Raw genomic sequence first — 17674 nt, 5'->3', positions numbered from 1 at the left:
TGCACAACGAAGGGCCGCACCCCCGTCACCGGGGATGCGGCCCTTCCGCCGTGGTGCGCCGATCCCTACTTGCGGATCAGGCTGCGGAGCACGTACTGCATGATGCCGCCGTTGCGGTAGTAGTCCGCCTCACCGGGGGTGTCGATGCGGACGACCGCGTCGAACTCCACACCGGTGTCGGTGGAGACCTTGACCGTGCGCGGCGTGGAGCCGTTGTTCAGCTCGGTCACGCCGGTGAAGGAGAAGGTCTCCTCGCCGGTGAGGCCGAGGGCCTCGGCGGTCGCGCCCTCCGGGAACTGGAGCGGGAGGACGCCCATGCCGATGAGGTTCGAGCGGTGGATGCGCTCGTACGACTCGGCGATGACGGCCTTGACGCCCAGGAGCGCGGTGCCCTTGGCGGCCCAGTCGCGGGACGAGCCGGAGCCGTACTCCTTGCCCGCCAGGATGACCAGCGGGACGCCGGCGGCCTGGTAGTTCTGCGAGGCGTCGTAGATGAACGACACGGGGGCATCGCCCGCGGACGCAGCCTGGGTGAAGTCGCGGGTGAAACCACCCTCGGTGCCCGGGGCGATCTGGTTGCGCAGGCGGATGTTCGCGAAGGTGCCGCGAATCATGACCTCGTGGTTGCCGCGGCGCGAGCCGTACGAGTTGAAGTCGCGGCGCTCGACGCCGTGCTCCGTCAGGTACGTGCCGGCCGGGGTGTCGGCCTTGATCGCACCGGCCGGGGAGATGTGGTCGGTGGTGACCGAGTCGCCCAGCTTGGCCAGCACGCGTGCGCCGGTGATGTCGGAGACCGGGGTGGTCTCCATCGTCATGCCCTCGAAGTAAGGGGGCTTACGGACGTACGTCGACTCGGCGTCCCACTCGAAGGTGTTGCCGGTCGGGATCGGCAGCGCCTGCCACTGGGCGTCGCCCGCGAAGACGTCCTGGTAGGACTTGTTGAACATGTCCTCGCCGATGGAGTTGGCGACGACGTCGTTGACCTCGGCCTCGGTGGGCCAGATGTCCGCGAGGTAGACCGGCTTGCCGTTCTGGTCGATGCCCAGGGCGTCCTTGGTGATGTCGACCTTCATCGAACCGGCGATGGCGTACGCGACGACCAGCGGCGGGGACGCCAGGTAGTTCATCTTGACGTCGGGGTTGATCCGGCCCTCGAAGTTGCGGTTGCCGGAGAGCACCGAGGTCACGGCCAGGTCGTGCTCGTTGACCGCCTTGGAGACCTCCTCCGGCAGCGGGCCGGAGTTGCCGATGCAGGTGGTGCAGCCGTAGCCGACGAGGTTGAAGCCGACCTTGTCGAGGTACGGGGTCAGGCCCGCCTTGTCGAAGTAGTCGGTGACGACCTTGGAGCCCGGGGCGAGCGTGGTCTTGACCCACGGCTTGCGGGTCAGGCCCTTCTCGACCGCCTTCTTGGCCACGAGCGCGGCGGCGACCATGACGTACGGGTTCGAGGTGTTGGTGCAGGAGGTGATCGCGGCGACGGTGACGGCGCCGTGGTCGATCTCGTACGTCGTCCCGTCGGGGGCGGTGACCGTGGTCGGACGCGACGGCACACCGTTGGAGGAGGCCGGGGCGTCGGAGGCCGGGAAGGACTCCTTGCCGGACTCCTCGTCCTCGGAGACGTAGTTGCGGACGTCCTGCGCGAACTGCTCCGCGGCGTTGGCGAGAACGATGCGGTCCTGCGGGCGCTTCGGGCCGGCGATGGAGGGGACGACCGTGGAGAGGTCGAGCTCCAGCTTCTCGGAGAAGTCCGGCTCGGCGGCCGGGTCGAGCCACAGGCCCTGCTCCTTGGCGTACGCCTCGACGAGCGCGACCTGCTGCTCGTCACGGCCGGTCAGGCGCAGGTACTTCAGCGTCTCGTCGTCGATCGGGAAGATCGCGGCGGTGGAGCCGAACTCCGGCGACATGTTGCCGATGGTGGCGCGGTTCGCGAGGGAGGTGGCGGCGACGCCCTCACCGTAGAACTCGACGAACTTGCCGACGACGCCGTGCTTGCGGAGCATCTCCGTGATGGTGAGCACGAGGTCGGTGGCGGTGGTGCCGGTGGGCAGCTCGCCGGTCAGCTTGAAGCCGACGACGCGCGGGATGAGCATGGAGACCGGCTGGCCGAGCATCGCGGCCTCGGCCTCGATGCCGCCGACGCCCCAGCCCAGCACACCGAGGCCGTTGACCATGGTGGTGTGCGAGTCGGTGCCGACGAGGGTGTCGGGGTACGCCTGGCCGTTGCGGACCATGACCGTACGGGCCAGGTGCTCGATGTTGACCTGGTGGACGATGCCGGTGCCCGGCGGGACGACCTTGAACTCGTCGAAGGCGGTCTGGCCCCAGCGCAGGAACTGGTAGCGCTCCTTGTTCCGGCCGTACTCCAGCTCGACGTTCTGCGCGAACGCGTCGTTGGTGCCGAACTTGTCCGCGATGACGGAGTGGTCGATGACCAGCTCGGCCGGCGCGAGGGGGTTGATCTTCGCCGGGTCGCCGCCGAGCTCCTTCACGGCCTCACGCATGGTGGCGAGGTCCACGACACAGGGAACGCCGGTGAAGTCCTGCATGATCACGCGGGCCGGCGTGAACTGGATCTCCTGGCTGGGCTGGGCCTGGGAGTCCCAGCCACCGAGCGCCCGGATGTGGTCGGCGGTGATGTTCGCGCCGTCCTCGGTGCGGAGCAGGTTCTCCAGCAGCACCTTCAGGCTGTAAGGCAGGCGCGCGGAGCCCTCGACCTTGTCCAGCTTGAAGATCTCGTACGACTCGTCGCCCACGCGCAGCGTGCTGCGGGCGTCGAAGCTGTTCGCCGACACGACAGTCTCCTTCATCAATGTGCGCGTACTACCGCGCCGCGCCTCATTACGGCGGGCGCCGCGTGGTGCCGCCTACGGCTCCTCCACCATCCGCTAAGGTAAGGCTTAGTTAGGTAACCCTTACCGGCTGGCGGCTGCGGTGCGCCTTCGGCAGATATCTCGATGTCGAGATAACTCTAGTACATCGTCCTGGAAGGGTCATGCCCGGCTGCCCGCGCCGCACCGGGAAGGCGGCCGTTCACCCCAGGAATGCCCCGACGGCCGTCACGAAACGGTCGGCGTCGTCGAGCCACGGGAAGTGTCCGGCTCCGGGCTGAACGACGAGTTCCGCATTCGGAAACAGCTCGGTGAACTCTGCCACGGTGCGCGGAGGGGCTCCCAGGTCGACCTCCCCGGCAAGCAGCAGCACCGGCGGCGCGAAGCGGGCGAGCGCGGTGCGGGTGGCGTCCGGATCGAAGGCGCCTTCGGCACCGAAGGCGGCCACCACCTCGGCGTTCGTCTGGCGCTCCTCGGCCCCCTGATGGGCCCGGGCCACCTCGTCCCAGCGGCCGTAGGAGAACGGCGCGACGGCCTGCCAGGAGTCGGCGGCGGCCCTGCCCGCCACGATCTCCTCCAGAGCCGCGAAGGCCGCCGGGAACCACGGCTCGCCGCGACGGAGCAGAGCGGTCTCGCGCCGGAGGTCTCCCGTGATCGCGAGACCGACGGCTCTGACGCTCGGCGCGACCAGTGCGAGCCTGCCGACACGCTCCGGATGGCGGGCCACATACTGCGCCGCCACATTCGCGCCGGCGGAGTGCGCGAGCAGATCCATCCGGTCCAGGCCGAGGTGCTCACGCAGGGCCTCCACGTCGTCGACGAGCCGGTCGCACCGACAGGAGGTGATGTCCTGCGGCATCGCGGACCGGCCGGTGCCCCGGATGTCCGGCCTGATCAGCCGCCTGCGCGCGGAAAAGCCTCCGAGATCGCCCAGGTAGGCGGAATCCTGCGGCCCCCCGGGGAGACAGACCACCGGGGAACCCTCTCCGGACACGTGGTAGGCGAGCTCGGTTCCGTCATGCGCGGAGAAAGTAGGCATGGCCGAGACCCTCTCAGTCGTGTTCGGCCCGGGCAACCGGGTTCCCCGGCTCACGTGAACGGCCTGCGCCACAGGGCGCCATGCCGGAATACCCACGACGCGGCACCCGCCCGGACGCTCCCCGCGCGACGGGCCGCCGCGCCGAGGGGACGATGGGAGCGGGCAGCGCATGCCATGGCGGCGCCGCGGCATGTGTCATGTAGCGGCGCCCCGCAGCCTCGTACCCTGCGCACGCCGATCCCGCCGCTCTCCCACCGGCGTGTCGCCCCACCCGTCACCCGAACACCACACCCCGAACGGCCCCCATCTCATATCTGAGATAACGTGGCGGCATGTCAGACGACTACCTCGCACGCATCGGCAAGCTCATACGTGACGCCCGTCAGCACCAGGGCTGGACACAGAGCCATCTCGCCGAAGCGCTCGGCACCAGCCAGAGCGCCGTGAACCGCATCGAACGCGGCAATCAGAACATCAGCCTTGAGATGATTGCCCGAATAGGTGAAGCACTCGACAGTGAGATCGTGTCGCTCGGCTATGCCGGGCCGATGCACCTGCGGGTGGTCGGCGGACGCCGGCTCTCCGGCTCGATAGACGTCAAGACCAGCAAGAACGCATGCGTGGCGCTGCTGTGCGGCTCGCTGCTCAACAAGGGGCGTACGGTACTTCGACGCGTCGCCCGTATCGAGGAGGTCTACCGGCTCCTCGAAGTGCTGAACTCCATCGGTGTCCGCACCCGGTGGATCAACGACGGGACCGATCTGGAGATCGTCCCTCCGGCCCGGCTCGACATGGCCGCCATCGACGCCGACGCGGCCCGCCGCACCCGGTCCATCATCATGTTCCTCGGCCCTCTGCTGCACCGGATGGACCAGTTCACGCTGCCGTACGCGGGCGGCTGCGACCTCGGCACCCGGACCATCGAGCCGCACATGATCGCGCTGCGCCGGTTCGGCCTCGAGATCGCCGCGACCGAGGGCCTCTACCACGCCCAGATCAACCGTTCGGTCTCCCCCGACCGTCCCATCGTGCTGACCGAGCGCGGCGACACCGTGACGGAGAACGCGCTGCTGGCCGCCGCCCGCCACGACGGCACAACCGTCATCCGCAACGCGTCGTCCAACTACATGGTCCAGGACCTGTGCTTCTTCCTGGAGGCGCTGGGCGTACGGATCGACGGCGTCGGTACGACGACGCTGACCGTGCACGGCGTGCCGAACATCGACGTGGATGTCGACTACTCCCCCTCCGAGGACCCGGTCGAGGCGATGAGCCTGCTCGCCGCCGCCGTGGTGACGGAGTCCGAGCTGACGATCCGCCGGGTACCGGTCGAGTTCCTGGAGATCGAGCTCGCGGTACTGGAGGAGATGGGCGTCGACTGCGACCGTACGGCGGAGTACGCGGCGGACAACGGCCGTACCCGGCTGGTCGATCTGACGGTCCGGCCCTCCAAGCTGGAGGCCCCGATCGACAAGATCCACCCGATGCCGTTCCCCGGCCTCAACATCGACAACGTGCCGTTCTTCGCGGCCATCGCCGCCTCGGCGCACGGCAAAACCCTGATACACGACTGGGTCTACGACAACCGCGCCATCTATCTGACGGACCTCAACCGCCTCGGCGGCCGGCTCCAGCTCCTCGACCCGCACCGGGTCCTGGTGGAGGGCCCGACCCGCTGGCGCGCGGCCGAGATGATGTGCCCGCCGGCGCTGCGGCCCGCCGTGGTGGTGCTGCTGGCCATGATGGCGGCTGAGGGAACCTCCGTACTGCGCAACGTGTATGTCATCAACCGCGGGTACGAGGAGCTGGCGGAACGACTCAACTCGGTGGGCGCGCAGATCGAGATCTTCCGCGACATCTGACCGGCGGGGTGTCGCGTCCCTTGAAGGCGAGGGGCACGACACCTCAACATGCCAGCTGACCTGCGGATATCTGCCTTCACAGCCCTCCACTGATCACTGTTGTTTTTCAGCACCTTGTGCAACGCACATGCAAGATGATCTTGCATGGTTGACGATACGTCAGAGATGCCTGAGTATCCGTCAGCCTTCACGAAGGGTTGTCGCCGAAGTGGCCTCGCAACGTCCGATGTCGGTCGTGTCACGCCGACCGCGTCTGGTCGACCATCGGCACCCACGTCGAAGACCCGGCAAGCCACCCCGGTAACCATCACGGTGCTGAGGCGGCGACCCTTGCCGATTTGGTAATGCCCTTCGGCCGTCGGCCTGGGGCCACCGGCTGGGTGGGTGCTGCTTGTGCTGACTCTCGCACCGCCGCGAGTACCGTAAATCGACTGACGCAGCAGCCCTCCGACGCTCCCCCGGTCTGAGACGGCCGTACCGGGGGAGCGGATCCGGGAAGCGTCAATGCTTTGCGCTCTCAGGTTTCGGCCGGTGGCCCTCGGGCTCCTGGAGGCTGGGGTGCCGTCCGTCGTGCAGGGCCAACTGAAGCATGAGTCGTGATCCGGCTCGGTTCGACAAGCAGGACGAAGGCATCGGCCACACCGGAAATTGGGCTGGCCGGGCGCGGGGAGGTACCGCGTTGCCTTCTCCTCGCTGCTGTTCGTCCGAGCGTCTGTCAGAGGGGCCGGAAGTACAGCGGGAGGATGCTGCGCATGAGCTGTTCTCCTCGGGTGGTAAGGGCGTCGAAGCTGGTCTGGTTCATGGCGGCGAAGTTGGTGGGGTAGGAGGCGACCGTGCTGCGGGAAACGAGGTCGGCGGGCCGGGTAGGGAGGCGTTCGTCTTTCATGCCGAGGTAGGCGAGGGCGAAGCCGTCGATGCGACCGCTGGAGGCCCATTCGTGGAGGCGGGGGCGGGAAGAGTCCTGTGATTTGCGATGGACGACTTCGAAGGAGCGGATCATTCGCCCGAGCATGAAGTGGGGGGCCTTGAGCGGGAGTTCGCCAGGTCCGGCGTCGCAGGAGATGATGAAGGGGACGTCGTAGACGTGGTCGGTGTACTGGGGTGAACGTCCGGGTTCGAGAACGGACAGGCCCAGGTTGTCGTAGACACCCCCGTCGGTGAGCAGCACGGTGTGCTGCCGACGTTCGTTGCCACGCTGGAAGGTGAAGGTGCGTTCCAGGGCGGGCAGGAGGGCGGGGTAGGCGGCCGAGGCCGCGACGGCGGTGGCGACGCTGATGGGTTCGGTGATGCTGCCGTAGCGGGAGCACTGCTTTTGGCACTGCCGAAGCGGACAGCGTTGGTGGTGGCGAGGTCGGTGGCCGTGGTGACGGCGTCGAGGCCGGGGTGGGTGACGTCGGTGAGGGTTTTGGTGCCGAAGGCTTTGCGGGCGAGGAGCGTGGCGAGGGCGTCGGTGCGGTTGCTGGCGGGCGACGGTGACGTCGCGGCGCCGAGTGAGTAGCCCGCGGACGCCTGCGCGTCCGTTGCGTTTGGGCCCCTGAGCTGTACGTCAAGCCCTGCTGAACAGCGCAACGGGACCACCTGATAGATCAACGATCGGCGAAGAAAATCGATCAAGGTCAGGGGTCCCGTTGCAGGAGAAGTCTGTCATCACGTCCACGATCGAAACAGCTCGGGGTGTGTTCGCGCCGGGTCATCTGGGGGAGTTGACCCTGATCGTGGACTTCGCGCTGGTGGACGCCGTGCTGGAGGAGACCGGTCGGCGCGAGAAGCGTCCGCGGCTGCTGCCTTCGCGGGTGGTGGTGCACTTCGTGCTCGCTCTCGCGCTGTTCGAGCATCGCTCGTACCGCACGGTGTGGTCCAAGCTGACCGCCGCCGTGACCCCGCTGGCCCTGGTGCATCCTGCGGTCTCCTCGCTGACGCGGGCCAGGCGCAGGGTGGGGGCTGCACCTCTGCGGCGTCTGTTCGAGACGCTTGCCGGGCCCGTCGCCCGTCCCGGGCAGGCCGGGTCCTTCTACCGGAGCCTGCGCACGGTGGCTGTCGACGGGACCCTGCTGCACACCCCCGACGACGAGACGCTCACCTGGCGCTACCCCAAGCGGGCCGGGGAGAGTCTGGAGTTCGGCTATCCGCTCCTACGGCTGCTGACCCTAGTCGAGTGCGGCACCCGCGCGCTCATAGCCGCCGCCTTCGGACCGGAGTCCGAGGGTGAACTCCCCTATGCCAAGCGGCTTCTGACCGCCCCGGACAAGACGATGCTCCTGCTGGCCGTCGCGGCCTTCGACGGCAACGAGTTCCTTGATGCCGTCCACCAGAGCGGGGCCCGGTTCCTGGTGCGTTCCGGGGCCCGCCGTGTCCCCACCCCCGCCGAGCACCTGGGCGACGGCTCCTACATCGCCCGCATCGGCTACGGCGTCCTGCGGGTACTGCTGCCGGTGCGCGTGATCGAGGCGACCCTCACCGTCACCATGGCCGATGGCACCGTCCGCACCGAGCAGTGGCGGCTGATCACAAACCTGCTGGACCCTGTCCGCTTTCCGGCCGCCGAGCTCGTTTATCTCTATCACCGCCGGTGGCAGGCGGAAACTACGTATTTTCGATCAAGGCCACGATGGTCGACGGCCGCGTCCTGCGCTCCCGCAGCATCGATGGCCTCGACCAAGAGGTCTACGCCCTGCTCACCGCCTACCAGGCTCTGATCCGCGCCGGCGACGACGCCCTGACCGGACGGCCGGAAGTACCCATGGAACGGATCAGTTTCACCGTCCTGCTGGCCGCCGCAACCGACACCGTCACCGCCGGCCATGGAATCTTCCCCAACACCCTCGTCGACCTGGTCAGCACGATCGGCCACGCGGCCCTGGGCGACCTCCTGCCCGCCCACCGACGGCAACGAGTGAAGGCTCGCACCCGCAAGAACCCCACCAGCAAGTACGGACCAAACGCCGGACAGCACCCCCAGAAGGCCCAGAACTACACCGTCCGCACCACCGTCGCGTTCTTCGCCCACGGCCTCAACAGCCGCTCACGGCGCTAACGCAACGGTGTTGAGCCCATCATCGTGCTCGCGCCGCAGGGCAACATGCATTCGTTCGTTCCGCGGCAGAGCAGGACCTGCCGCCGCTACGTGCGCCGCGATGTCCTCGGTGTGCCGCGTCGCTGCTGTCACGAGCGCGCGGGCAGCCTCGGCGTGCAGAGTCTGGCGACGCGCCGGACTCAGTTGGGCGAGGACCCCGCGCAAGAGCACACCAGCCGGGAATCGGTATCCACCCGGTTCGTTCTGGGTCGCCTCGCTCCAGCACAGCAGGTTGCCGACGACGGCTTGATCCGCCAACTGAAGCACGGTGTCCACGGGCATCCCGGTGAGCCTGGCCACAAGATTCATGTCGGGCCGGGCACCAAGAACCGCCGCGCTGTCGATAATCGTCCGAGCGTCGGGTGTCAGCCGAGCGAGCCGGACGCGGACCACGCTCTGAACGGCTGGCGGTACCTGATCGGACACCCTCGCCCGCAGCGGTGCCGGCAGCTTGAGCAACTCAGTGAGCAGGAAAGGGTTGCCACCGCTGAGTTCGTGGAGTTCTGTCGCCGTGCTCCGTGGCACGGTGTAACCCTCCGCTTCCTCAACTATGCGCTTGACAGCGGCCTCCGTGAGCGGAGCGAGCCGTATCTGATCAGCTCCACAGCCCGCCAGGTCTGCCAGAAGTTGCTCCACGTCGGTTCCGGGGTCGTCCGCGACGGTGCATAGCACAGCGAGGTGTGCTCCGCGCAGGATCCGCGCGTACGAGGACAGCAGTCCTCTCATCTCGGCGGGGGCACGGTGGACATCCTCGAGGACGCACAAGGTGGGGGTGTCCGCGGTATCGGATGACCTGTCCGACGCCCGCTGGCGCAACTCTCTCGCCAGTCGGTCATACGGTCCGTCCGGCAGCGCCAGATGGCCTTCCTCGGTGCACTGCACCCACAAGGCCCCGAATCCGGCTTCGGCCGCCTGTCGGGCCAGCTCTTCGGCGATCCTGGTCTTGCCCACTCCCGGCTCTCCGGACACCACGGCCCAGCTCGTGCGTCCGCCGGCAGCCGCCTGCAACATCCCGGACAGCCGGTCGACCTCCTCCTCCCGTCCCAAGAGTGGTTCCCGCACGTGGACCTGCCGCGGGATCGTGGTCGAGACGGACGCGGAGCCGGAGAAGGGAAGGGCGGGAGGCTGCAGCACCACCGTGTCGTGCCGCAGTATGGCGAGTCGGGTCTCGCGAAGTGTGGGCCCGGGATCAAGGCCACGATCACGTGAGAGCAGCGCGCGGACCGTCTCATAGCGCTGAAGTGCCTCCGCATGGCGGCCGGCGACGTACAGGGCGCGCATGAGCATGGCCCAGGACGCCTCACGCAGGGGGTCTCGCTCGACAAGTCTCTCGGCGCCGCTGATCGCCTGGGCTACCTGTCCTTCCTGGAACAGCAGCGTGGTACGCAACTCCTCGGCAGACAGTTTCAGTTCCTCAAGCCGAACAGCCTCCCGTTCAGCGAAACGGTATTGGGAGGCATCGGCGAGTGGGGCACCACGCCATAGGCTCATGGCCCGCTCGATCTCCTTACGAGCCTCCCCGATACGGCTGCCACCCGCGAGCGTGTGCGCCCGCTCGACCGCCCGCTCGAACTGCGCCGAGTCGAGTTCTTCGAGAGGAACCCGAAGAGCGTAGCCGGTAGGAACACTGCGCAGCACCATCGCCTGTTCCTGGCGAGCCCGGTCGGGTTCCAAGACCATGCGCAGCCTGCTGATGTGGGCGTGCAGCGAGGACAGTGCGCTGGGCGGCGGGCTGCCGTCCCAGAGATCGTCACACAGCCTCTCCACTGCGACGGCGCGCCCGTTCTCCAGAAGCAGGCGAAGCAACAGGGCACGCCGCTTCGGCGGTCCGATGTCCAACACCTCAGTGTCCCGCCTGATTTCCAGGGGACCCAGCAAACAAAACTCCACGGGGCACCTCTTTCGCACTGATGCCACCATCGCGCAGCTAGGTGCTCACTCAACAGGCCGAACACTGCTCACTTGTGCTCACTGCGGTGCGGACGACGACAACCGCCATGCGTGGCTGCCGGTCAGATTCCGGCTGCCCCGCGCTGGACCGCGGGCCCCGGGTTGAGTGCGGTCGAACCAGATCTCCAGAGGCGTAACGCGCCAGTCACAGGCGAACAAGGTGAAGACCCGCTCGCGATCCCAGGAGGTCTGATGGATCTGCTGGTGGCCGAGGTGATCCATCAGCGGTGTCCACAGCTCGGCATCTGGTGAGGTGATGAACGACCATGCCAGCCCGCGGGCGCCGATCCAGTCCCCGCAGATCCGCGCCCACCGGGTCGATCATGAAACGGGACATCAGAATGTGCTGGTCGGCCCGCAACGGCCTGTTCTGCTCCGCATGAGCCCAGGCTGCCGCGACGAACCCGGGGAGGAGCCGGATGGGCCCTCCCCGGGCTTGTCAGTCGAGGCCCGTCAGTTCGGCCTCACCTTCGCCCACCTCAAGGCTTGAGGCCAAAGGCCCGGGTGATGCTCTGGGTGATGCCGCCGCCGTTGTCCTGTTCGGCGTTGACCCGGAGGGAGACGCTGTCGGCGCCGGAGGGAGCCTTCAGGGAGGCCGACCAGGCGCCCTTCTTCTCCTTCACGCCCTGCTTCTGCCAGGTCGCCCCGTCGTCGTAGGAGATCTCCAGGGTGAGCGAGGCGACCTCGTCCTCCGGGACGGAGCCGCCGAGGACGCTGGGGCTGATGGTGAGGTCGGTCCTGCGGTCCGCCCAACCCTCGGCGTCCACGTCCACGTCGTAGTCCAGCTGGACCAGGGGGATCTTCTGCGCGCTGGTGACGTCGCCGGAGAGGAAACGCCACTCGGTTCGCGTGCTGGTGGACCAGGGGCCGAGCGTGGTGACGCCGCTCGTGTCGACGACCAGCCGGTACGGGAGCTTCTCCGGTGCCAGGTTGCCGGTACCGATCCATTGGAAGGGGCTTCCCGAGAGCTCGGTGTCACCCTGGTAGAACGTGCTGAACTGGGGGCCGGTCGAGCCGCCGTGCGTCGCTCCCGAGTCGCTGTACCCTTCGACGGCGCCGCTGAACGAGCCGTCCGGGTAGCGGTAGAGAGCGTCGTCCTGGAGCATGCGAGGCCGGACGATCGGACGGAACCAGTTTTCCTTCAGCACGCTGCCGGGCTCGTAGGTCAGCGTGTCGGTGCGCTGATCCTGCTTCGCCAGCTCTACGAACTCCTGCCACTTGACGTTGGAGTCGGCGGAGACCCAGTCGGTGCGCGGTCCCGCGGCGAGCGGCTGCCTCTCGAACGGAAGACGCAAGACCTTCCCCGACTGGTAGGCGTACTGGCCCCCGAGGTGGTACGGCGGGTAGTCGTCCCGCTTCTCGGTGGCGTTCAGCCCCTCGGGGACGGCGAAGTCCTGGTCGATCCGGGCGAGGTGGTGGGGGTCGGTGTCGGCGGAGGGATCCGCGGGCACCGCGCCGATGTGGTAGTCCGCCAAGTCGTAGAGGTAGTCGGGCGTGGGGTGGGCCTCGGCCGGCAGGCGCACCCCGCCCTTGCCCGCGGTGCTGATCTTCTCGATCAGTTCCTCGCCCTCGTCCTGGGCGAGCGAGGCGACCGGGACCGTTCCGGTCGTGGTGAGGTCGGACTTGCCGTACCAGTCGAGCGTCTGGCCGGGACCCTGACCGACGACCAGCAGCAGCGTGGCACCGGCCTGAGCCGCCGCCTCCGCCTGGTCCACGGCGGCGACTGTGCCACCGCGGACGACAACGGCCTTGCCGCGGGCGGAGAGGCCGGCGTAGTCGGCGCTCGCGCCGTCACCGGCGAAGACGGCGTCCAGGGAGGAGTTGCCCTCCGGCAGCGACGGGGCTCCCGGCTGCGGAAGGACGTTCTGGAGGGGGTGTCGGTCGACGGTGACCGTCAGCGGGGTCTGCTCCGCGCGGAACCTGGTGCCGAAGGCGAAGCTGCCCTTCGTCACCTTGTCCCCGGTCGGCAGGGCCCAGATGCTGTCGTAGACGACCGGCGGGAACAGCGCGTCGAAGACTCCGGCGCCCGGCGTGGGCTCGGTGGAGGTGAAGGAGCGCCAGATGTCGAGCCGGCTGTTGACGACGGCGGTCGGCTGGGCGGTGTCCACCTTCACCTGGCGGGCCTGCGAGGCATCCAGCACCACGTCACGGTCGGTGCTCAGGTCCACCTCGGGAGCGACCAGCGCGGCCGCGCCGAGGGAGGTGGGGCCGTGCGTTCCCTCCACGTCCACATAGGCGCGGAGCGCGTAGGTGCCGGGAGTCCAGCGGCTGGTGAGCGTCCCGCTCTCGGGAACCCACAGAGCGGTGTCGACCCCGTTGTCACCCATGATCATGACGGAGCCGCTCATGGGCCGGCCGGAGCGGTCCTTCAGCTGGATCGTGAGGTCGTGCTTCTCCGACTCGACGGAGACGCCCACGACCGTGTGCAGGTTCGCGGAGCCACCCGGGGTGGGGCCGCTCGCGGTGACCTGCGCGGAGTGCAGACCCGCGGCAAGCCCTGCCGGGTCCACCACCACGTCGGCCTGCGCGGTTCCGTGCGCGGGCACGGTCACCTGACCGGCGCCTAGGGAGAACGCACCGGACGACGCGTCGTCCGCGTCGACGGAGAGGTCCAGCGTGATGGGGCTGTCGGTGATGTTGGTGTACGTGATCTCACGCCGGATCGGCTGCGGCTGGGTGCCGGGCGCCCAGGGCACGATCCCCGCGTCGACCGACCCGGTCGCGAAGGCCTCGGTGTAGTACGCGGCGGGCACCAGCACCCGGCCGGTCCCGGCCTGGTAGGGGCTGTAGTCGGGGGTGCGCATGCTGGTGGACATCAGGGCGCTCTTGAGGTCCTGAGCCGTCCACTCGGGGTGCTTCTGGGCCAGCAGGACCGCCGCGCCCGCGACATGCGGCGCTGCCATGGACGTGCCGTCCATGCCCGTGTAGTAGTTGTTGTCGATGTCCGGGAGGTACTGCGAGCGTGCTGCCAGCACGCCCACGCCGGGGGCGGTGATGTCGGGCTTGAGGCCGTCGTCGAGCTGACGCGGTCCGGCACCGGAGAAGTTGGCCAGCGCGTTGGAGCTGTCCACCGCGCCGACGGTGAGCGCGGCGTCCGCGGTGGCCGGCGAGGTCACGGTGTACGGGCCGGTTCCCTCGTTGCCCGCGGCCACCACGAAGAGCGCGCCGGTCTCGGCGGTCAGCTCGTTCACGGCCATGCTCATCGGGTCGTTCTGGGCGTGCCGGTTGGCGTCACCCAGGCTCATGCTGATGACCTTGGCGTGTTCGGTCCGGGCCGCCCACTCCATGCCGGCGATGATCCAGGAGTCCAGGCCGGGGCCCTCGTCGCTGAGGACCTTGCCCACCAGCAGGTCGGCCTCGGGGGCGACGCCCCGCTCCTTGCCGTCGGAGGCGGCGCCGGTGCCCGCGATCGTCGAGGCGGTGTGGGTTCCGTGGCCGAGGCGGTCCGTGATGGTCTCGCCCGGGACGAAGCTCTTGGAGTCCACGATGCGCGGCGCGAGGTCCGGGTGGGCGGCGTCGACCCCGGAGTCCAGGACGGCGACCCGGACCCCGGCGCCGGTGCCTCCGGAGGCCCACGCGGCGGGCGCGCCGATCTGTCCGGTGCTGTCGGCGAGGGTGGCCTTCACCCTGCCGTCGAGCCACACCTTGTCGACGCCCGCCGCGAAGGGGGCGGACTTCGGAGAGTGGGGGGCGGAGTCGGCCTTGTCCTTCCCGCCGGTCTTCTCATGCCGGGCCGGGCCGGTGAGGGTGGACCAGAAGGCGCCGGCCTTGGACCGGTGGGTGCGGACCGCCTCGCCGTGGACGGCGGGAAGGCTCAGCGTGGTCTTGGTGCCAGGCAGGGCCGTCGTGTCATCGGAGGGCTTGAGGGCCGCCGATCCCTTGGTGTGGGTGAGGATCAGCGGCAGCTCGGCGGCGTGCTTGTCGTCGTAGCCCTGGGCCAGCAGCGAGGTGACGTCGAAGAGTTCCTGGTCGAGCCGGCCGGCCGCGACATACGGCATGGCCTCGTCCGGGTACACGAAGGTGTGCCCGTCCTCCTGGGAGACACGCACCGAGCCGGTGGCGCCCGGCGCGCGCTTGACGCTCACCTCGGGAGGTGTACCTGCGGCTCCCGGAGTCACCGTCAACTTGTCGCCGGTGATCAGGGTGACCGTGGCCGGTGCGCGGTTCGTTCCGGTGGTCGCGGCCGGCGAAGCCGTTGCCTTTTCCGTGGGAGTGTCGGCACCGTAGGCCGTCGCAGGGGGCAACAGCGCGGCGACAAGGGCAACACCTACACACACAGCGGATCTTCGTCGGGCAGGGGAAATTCCCATGCTGTCTCCAGGTTGATGAATGGCTGAAATGGTCGGCTCCGGCGAGGTGATGCGCCGGGCTCAAAACTCTTTAATCAAAGGTTGGTTAACACATCGACACCGGTTTTACGTGTAGGTTGCATGGATGGAGGCGAAGGGGCTCCTCCGCCAATCCGCAGGCCGCAGTCGCCAAAGACGATGTGGCGCAAAGTGCCGGAGCACTGCGAAGACTTGAGGTGGCATCAGGAGAGGCGCCGGAAGAGATTCGTAGAACTCACATGAATCGCAAGGGTGGGAGTCGCCCCCAGGCGCCGACACCGGGATCGGTGCCGGCGCCCGATTCACAGCTGCGGCACCTGTTTCAACGCTGCGGCGCCGATTTCACAGCCGTTGGAATCTCAGCTGTTGGACGCGGTGACATTCACCGCGGCCCACGCCTTGTTCACCGTGTCGTACTCCGTGCTGCCCTGTCCGTACAGGTCCGCCGCGGCCTGCAGCGTCGCCGTGCGGGCGTCGTGGAAGTCGGTGCTGGAGACCATGTACCGAGTCAGTGCCTGGTAGAAGATCGCCACCGCCTTGTCGCGGCCGATGCCGGTCAGCGTCGAACCGTCATAGGTCGGCGAGTTGTACGAGACGCCGTTGATCGTCTTGCTTCCGCTGCCCTCCGCCAGCAGGTAGAAGGCGTGCGAGGAGACACCGGAACCCGCGTGCACCTCCGTCTGGGGGGCGCTGGCGCTCCAGTAGTCGACGGCGCCCTCCAGCTTGTCCAGCGACGGGTGGTCGAGTCGGCGCAGGAACCCCTGCGACAGGCCGAGTTGCTCGCCCATCAGATAGTTGGGGGCGTGTGTGGCGTTGTTGGTGGAGAACTCCACGGCACTGCCGAAGATGTCGGCCAGCGACTCGTTCAGAGAACCGGGCTCACCGACCTGCTCAAGCCCGACGACGTCAGCCTCCAGACCGGCCGTGGCCGACACCACACCGTGCGTCAACTCATGTCCGGTGACGTCGAGCTGTGTCAGCGGCTTGGCGAAAGTCACGCCGTCGCCGTCTCCGTAGACCATGCACCAGCAGACGTCGCTCCACCCGGCGTTGCCGTAGTTCTGTCCGAAGTGGACGACACCGTGCGGACCGGTGCCGTCGTTGCGGATGCCGTTGCGGCCGAAGGTGTTCTTGTAGAAGTCGAAGGTCGACGTCAGCCCGTACTGGGCGTCCACGCCGGCGGTGTTGGTGTCGGACGTGGTGCCGTTGCCCCACTTGTTGTCCGTGTCGGTCATGGCGCTGGAGCCGGTGAAGGCACGTGACTCCACCGGCCAATTGTCCTTGGCGTTCCTGACCTCCGCACCGCCGCGGGTGCTGTCGACGAGGGTGTACGTGGTCGCCTTGGTCTGCGTGGTGTTCAGCGTCACCGTGCCGTTGTACATCGACGCCCCGCTGCCCACGGAAGGCGTGCCGGCGCCCGACCCCGAGGGCTTCCCCGCCGCCGACCGCCCGCCGGCCGTCGAGGTGGCCTGCTCGCCCAGAGTCTTGAGTCTCTTCTCCAGCTTCGGGGAGATGAACCCGTCCAGGGCAGGGACGTCGCTCACCACGCTGCCCGTGCCGGCGTCGAGCACCACCGAGTGGGACGCGACCGCGCCGCCCTTCGCCGCCACCTCGACCTGGTAGGCGAGGACGCTCGTGCCGTTCTGGACGTGCACGATCAGCCGGGGAGCCGCCGCCACGCCCTTCGACACCACCGACGCGGCCTTGTCCCGCGCCTGCGTCGCCGTCACCTTCGCCGCCACGGTCGGCACCGAGACCGTCTTGTCCGAAGCGCGCGTCACACCAAGGTAGTTGGAGGACTTGGTGAGGTGGACAACGATGTCGGAACCGACCACGGGAAGACCCCGGTAGGTCTGCGAGAAGCGCACGTGCTGCTTGCCGTCCTGGTCGACCATGACGTCCACTGCGACCAGGCCGCTCTGTCCGGACAGACCGGTCTCCGCGGCGTGCGCGAAGGCCGCCGATCGGGCGGCGTCGACCGTCGCTTCGGAGGAGGCCGCCTGGGCGCTCGAGTTGCTCGGTGCGGGGCTCGCCACCGCCGTCGCCGTGATCGTGGCGGAGGCCGCCGTGGCGATGGTGAGTGCGATGGCGAGCTTGGATATCGAGGGGGCACGCATGTAAGGGTTCGCCCTTTCCTGAGCTCGTCTCAGCGCGCCCGTCGAGGACCGACGGAGAGCTGACGAGGACTGTCGAGAGCATGCCAGCCGCCGCCATTTCGAGTAAAGCCCCGTGATGTTAAAGGCGAATTACAGGCATTGTCACCGCGCCGTCGGACAGTGCGCGACAAGCGTTCGGCAAGCGAGCGACAAGAAAGCAGCAAGAAAGGCGCCCGGTAAACCCGTTCCAATTCCTCGGACTGACGGCCCGTCTCATGCCTGAATAACAGCTGGAATTGGCCAATCTTGTCTGTGACGGCTCCATTACCCATACGTAAAAGCCCATCTGACGCCCCGCCCACCGAAGCTGTTCCGATGGACGGTTTTCAGACATCCGTATCAGTCATTGCTGACAGCACGGATCCCCGCTGTAACCATCACCTCCGTCCAACACACCTGACTGGTTCTCCGCACCGGAACACAGCCCGGAAACACAGC

Annotated in this window: 9 protein-coding genes; 3 read left to right on the top strand and 6 right to left on the bottom strand. The window is 68.1% G+C overall.

Features of this window, described 5'->3' with window-relative positions; genetic code table 11:
- Window positions 1–65: 65 nt before the first annotated feature.
- Together acnA and LRD69_RS26205 are read right to left on the bottom strand one after the other, a co-directional pair.
- A complete protein-coding gene (acnA, locus tag LRD69_RS26210) occupies window positions 66–2792 on the bottom strand; it encodes an aconitate hydratase AcnA (RefSeq protein WP_277328993.1) in 2727 nt (908 codons plus the stop codon).
- A 238-nt stretch (window positions 2793–3030) separates the two neighbouring features.
- On the bottom strand, window positions 3031–3867 hold the full coding sequence (locus LRD69_RS26205; RefSeq protein WP_277328992.1) for an alpha/beta hydrolase: 837 nt from the start codon (window positions 3865–3867) through the stop codon (window positions 3031–3033).
- A gap of 332 nt (window positions 3868–4199) precedes the next feature.
- Between LRD69_RS26205 and LRD69_RS26200 the strand changes: the two genes are divergently transcribed.
- Entirely contained in the window at window positions 4200–5729 is a 1530-nt protein-coding gene (locus LRD69_RS26200; RefSeq protein ID WP_277328991.1) for a UDP-N-acetylglucosamine 1-carboxyvinyltransferase, read from the top strand.
- 715 nt (window positions 5730–6444) lie between these two features.
- Here LRD69_RS26200 and LRD69_RS26195 read toward each other — a convergent pair.
- Window positions 6445–6897 carry a hypothetical protein gene (locus LRD69_RS26195; RefSeq protein ID WP_277328990.1) on the bottom strand — a complete coding sequence of 151 codons (453 nt, stop codon included), beginning with the start codon at window positions 6895–6897 and terminating at the stop codon, window positions 6445–6447.
- 460 nt (window positions 6898–7357) lie between these two features.
- On the opposite strand from LRD69_RS26195, the gene LRD69_RS26190 reads away from it, so the two are divergent.
- Both LRD69_RS26190 and LRD69_RS26185 read left to right on the top strand, forming a co-directional pair.
- Complete coding sequence (locus LRD69_RS26190) at window positions 7358–8425, top strand: IS4 family transposase (RefSeq protein ID WP_277328989.1); 1068 nt, start codon at window positions 7358–7360, stop codon at window positions 8423–8425.
- Entirely contained in the window at window positions 8338–8763 is a 426-nt protein-coding gene (locus LRD69_RS26185) for a hypothetical protein (RefSeq protein WP_277329927.1), read from the top strand. The genes LRD69_RS26190 and LRD69_RS26185 overlap by 88 nt, the downstream gene beginning before the upstream one ends.
- Here the strand turns inward: LRD69_RS26185 and LRD69_RS26180 are convergent.
- From LRD69_RS26180 to LRD69_RS26170, 3 genes are all read right to left on the bottom strand, one after another.
- Entirely contained in the window at window positions 8752–10641 is a 1890-nt protein-coding gene (locus LRD69_RS26180) for a BREX system ATP-binding domain-containing protein (RefSeq protein WP_277328988.1), read from the bottom strand. The genes LRD69_RS26185 and LRD69_RS26180 overlap by 12 nt on opposite strands.
- Window positions 10642–11231: 590 nt before the next feature.
- Window positions 11232–14837, bottom strand: coding sequence for a S8 family serine peptidase (locus LRD69_RS26175; protein WP_277328987.1), 3606 nt, complete (start codon window positions 14835–14837; stop codon window positions 11232–11234).
- Window positions 14838–15439: 602 nt separating this feature from the next.
- The gene (locus LRD69_RS26170; protein ID WP_277328986.1) at window positions 15440–17197 is read right to left on the bottom strand and encodes a M4 family metallopeptidase; all 1758 of its coding nucleotides are present in this window, start codon (window positions 17195–17197) and stop codon (window positions 15440–15442) included.
- Window positions 17198–17674 lie beyond the last annotated feature (477 nt).

The sequence above is a fragment of the Streptomyces sp. JH14 genome (assembly GCF_029428675.1).
In the GTDB taxonomy this organism is placed as follows: domain Bacteria; phylum Actinomycetota; class Actinomycetes; order Streptomycetales; family Streptomycetaceae; genus Streptomyces.
Note: the sequence above shows the minus strand (reverse complement) of the source record. Positions and strands in the feature narration are given on the sequence as shown.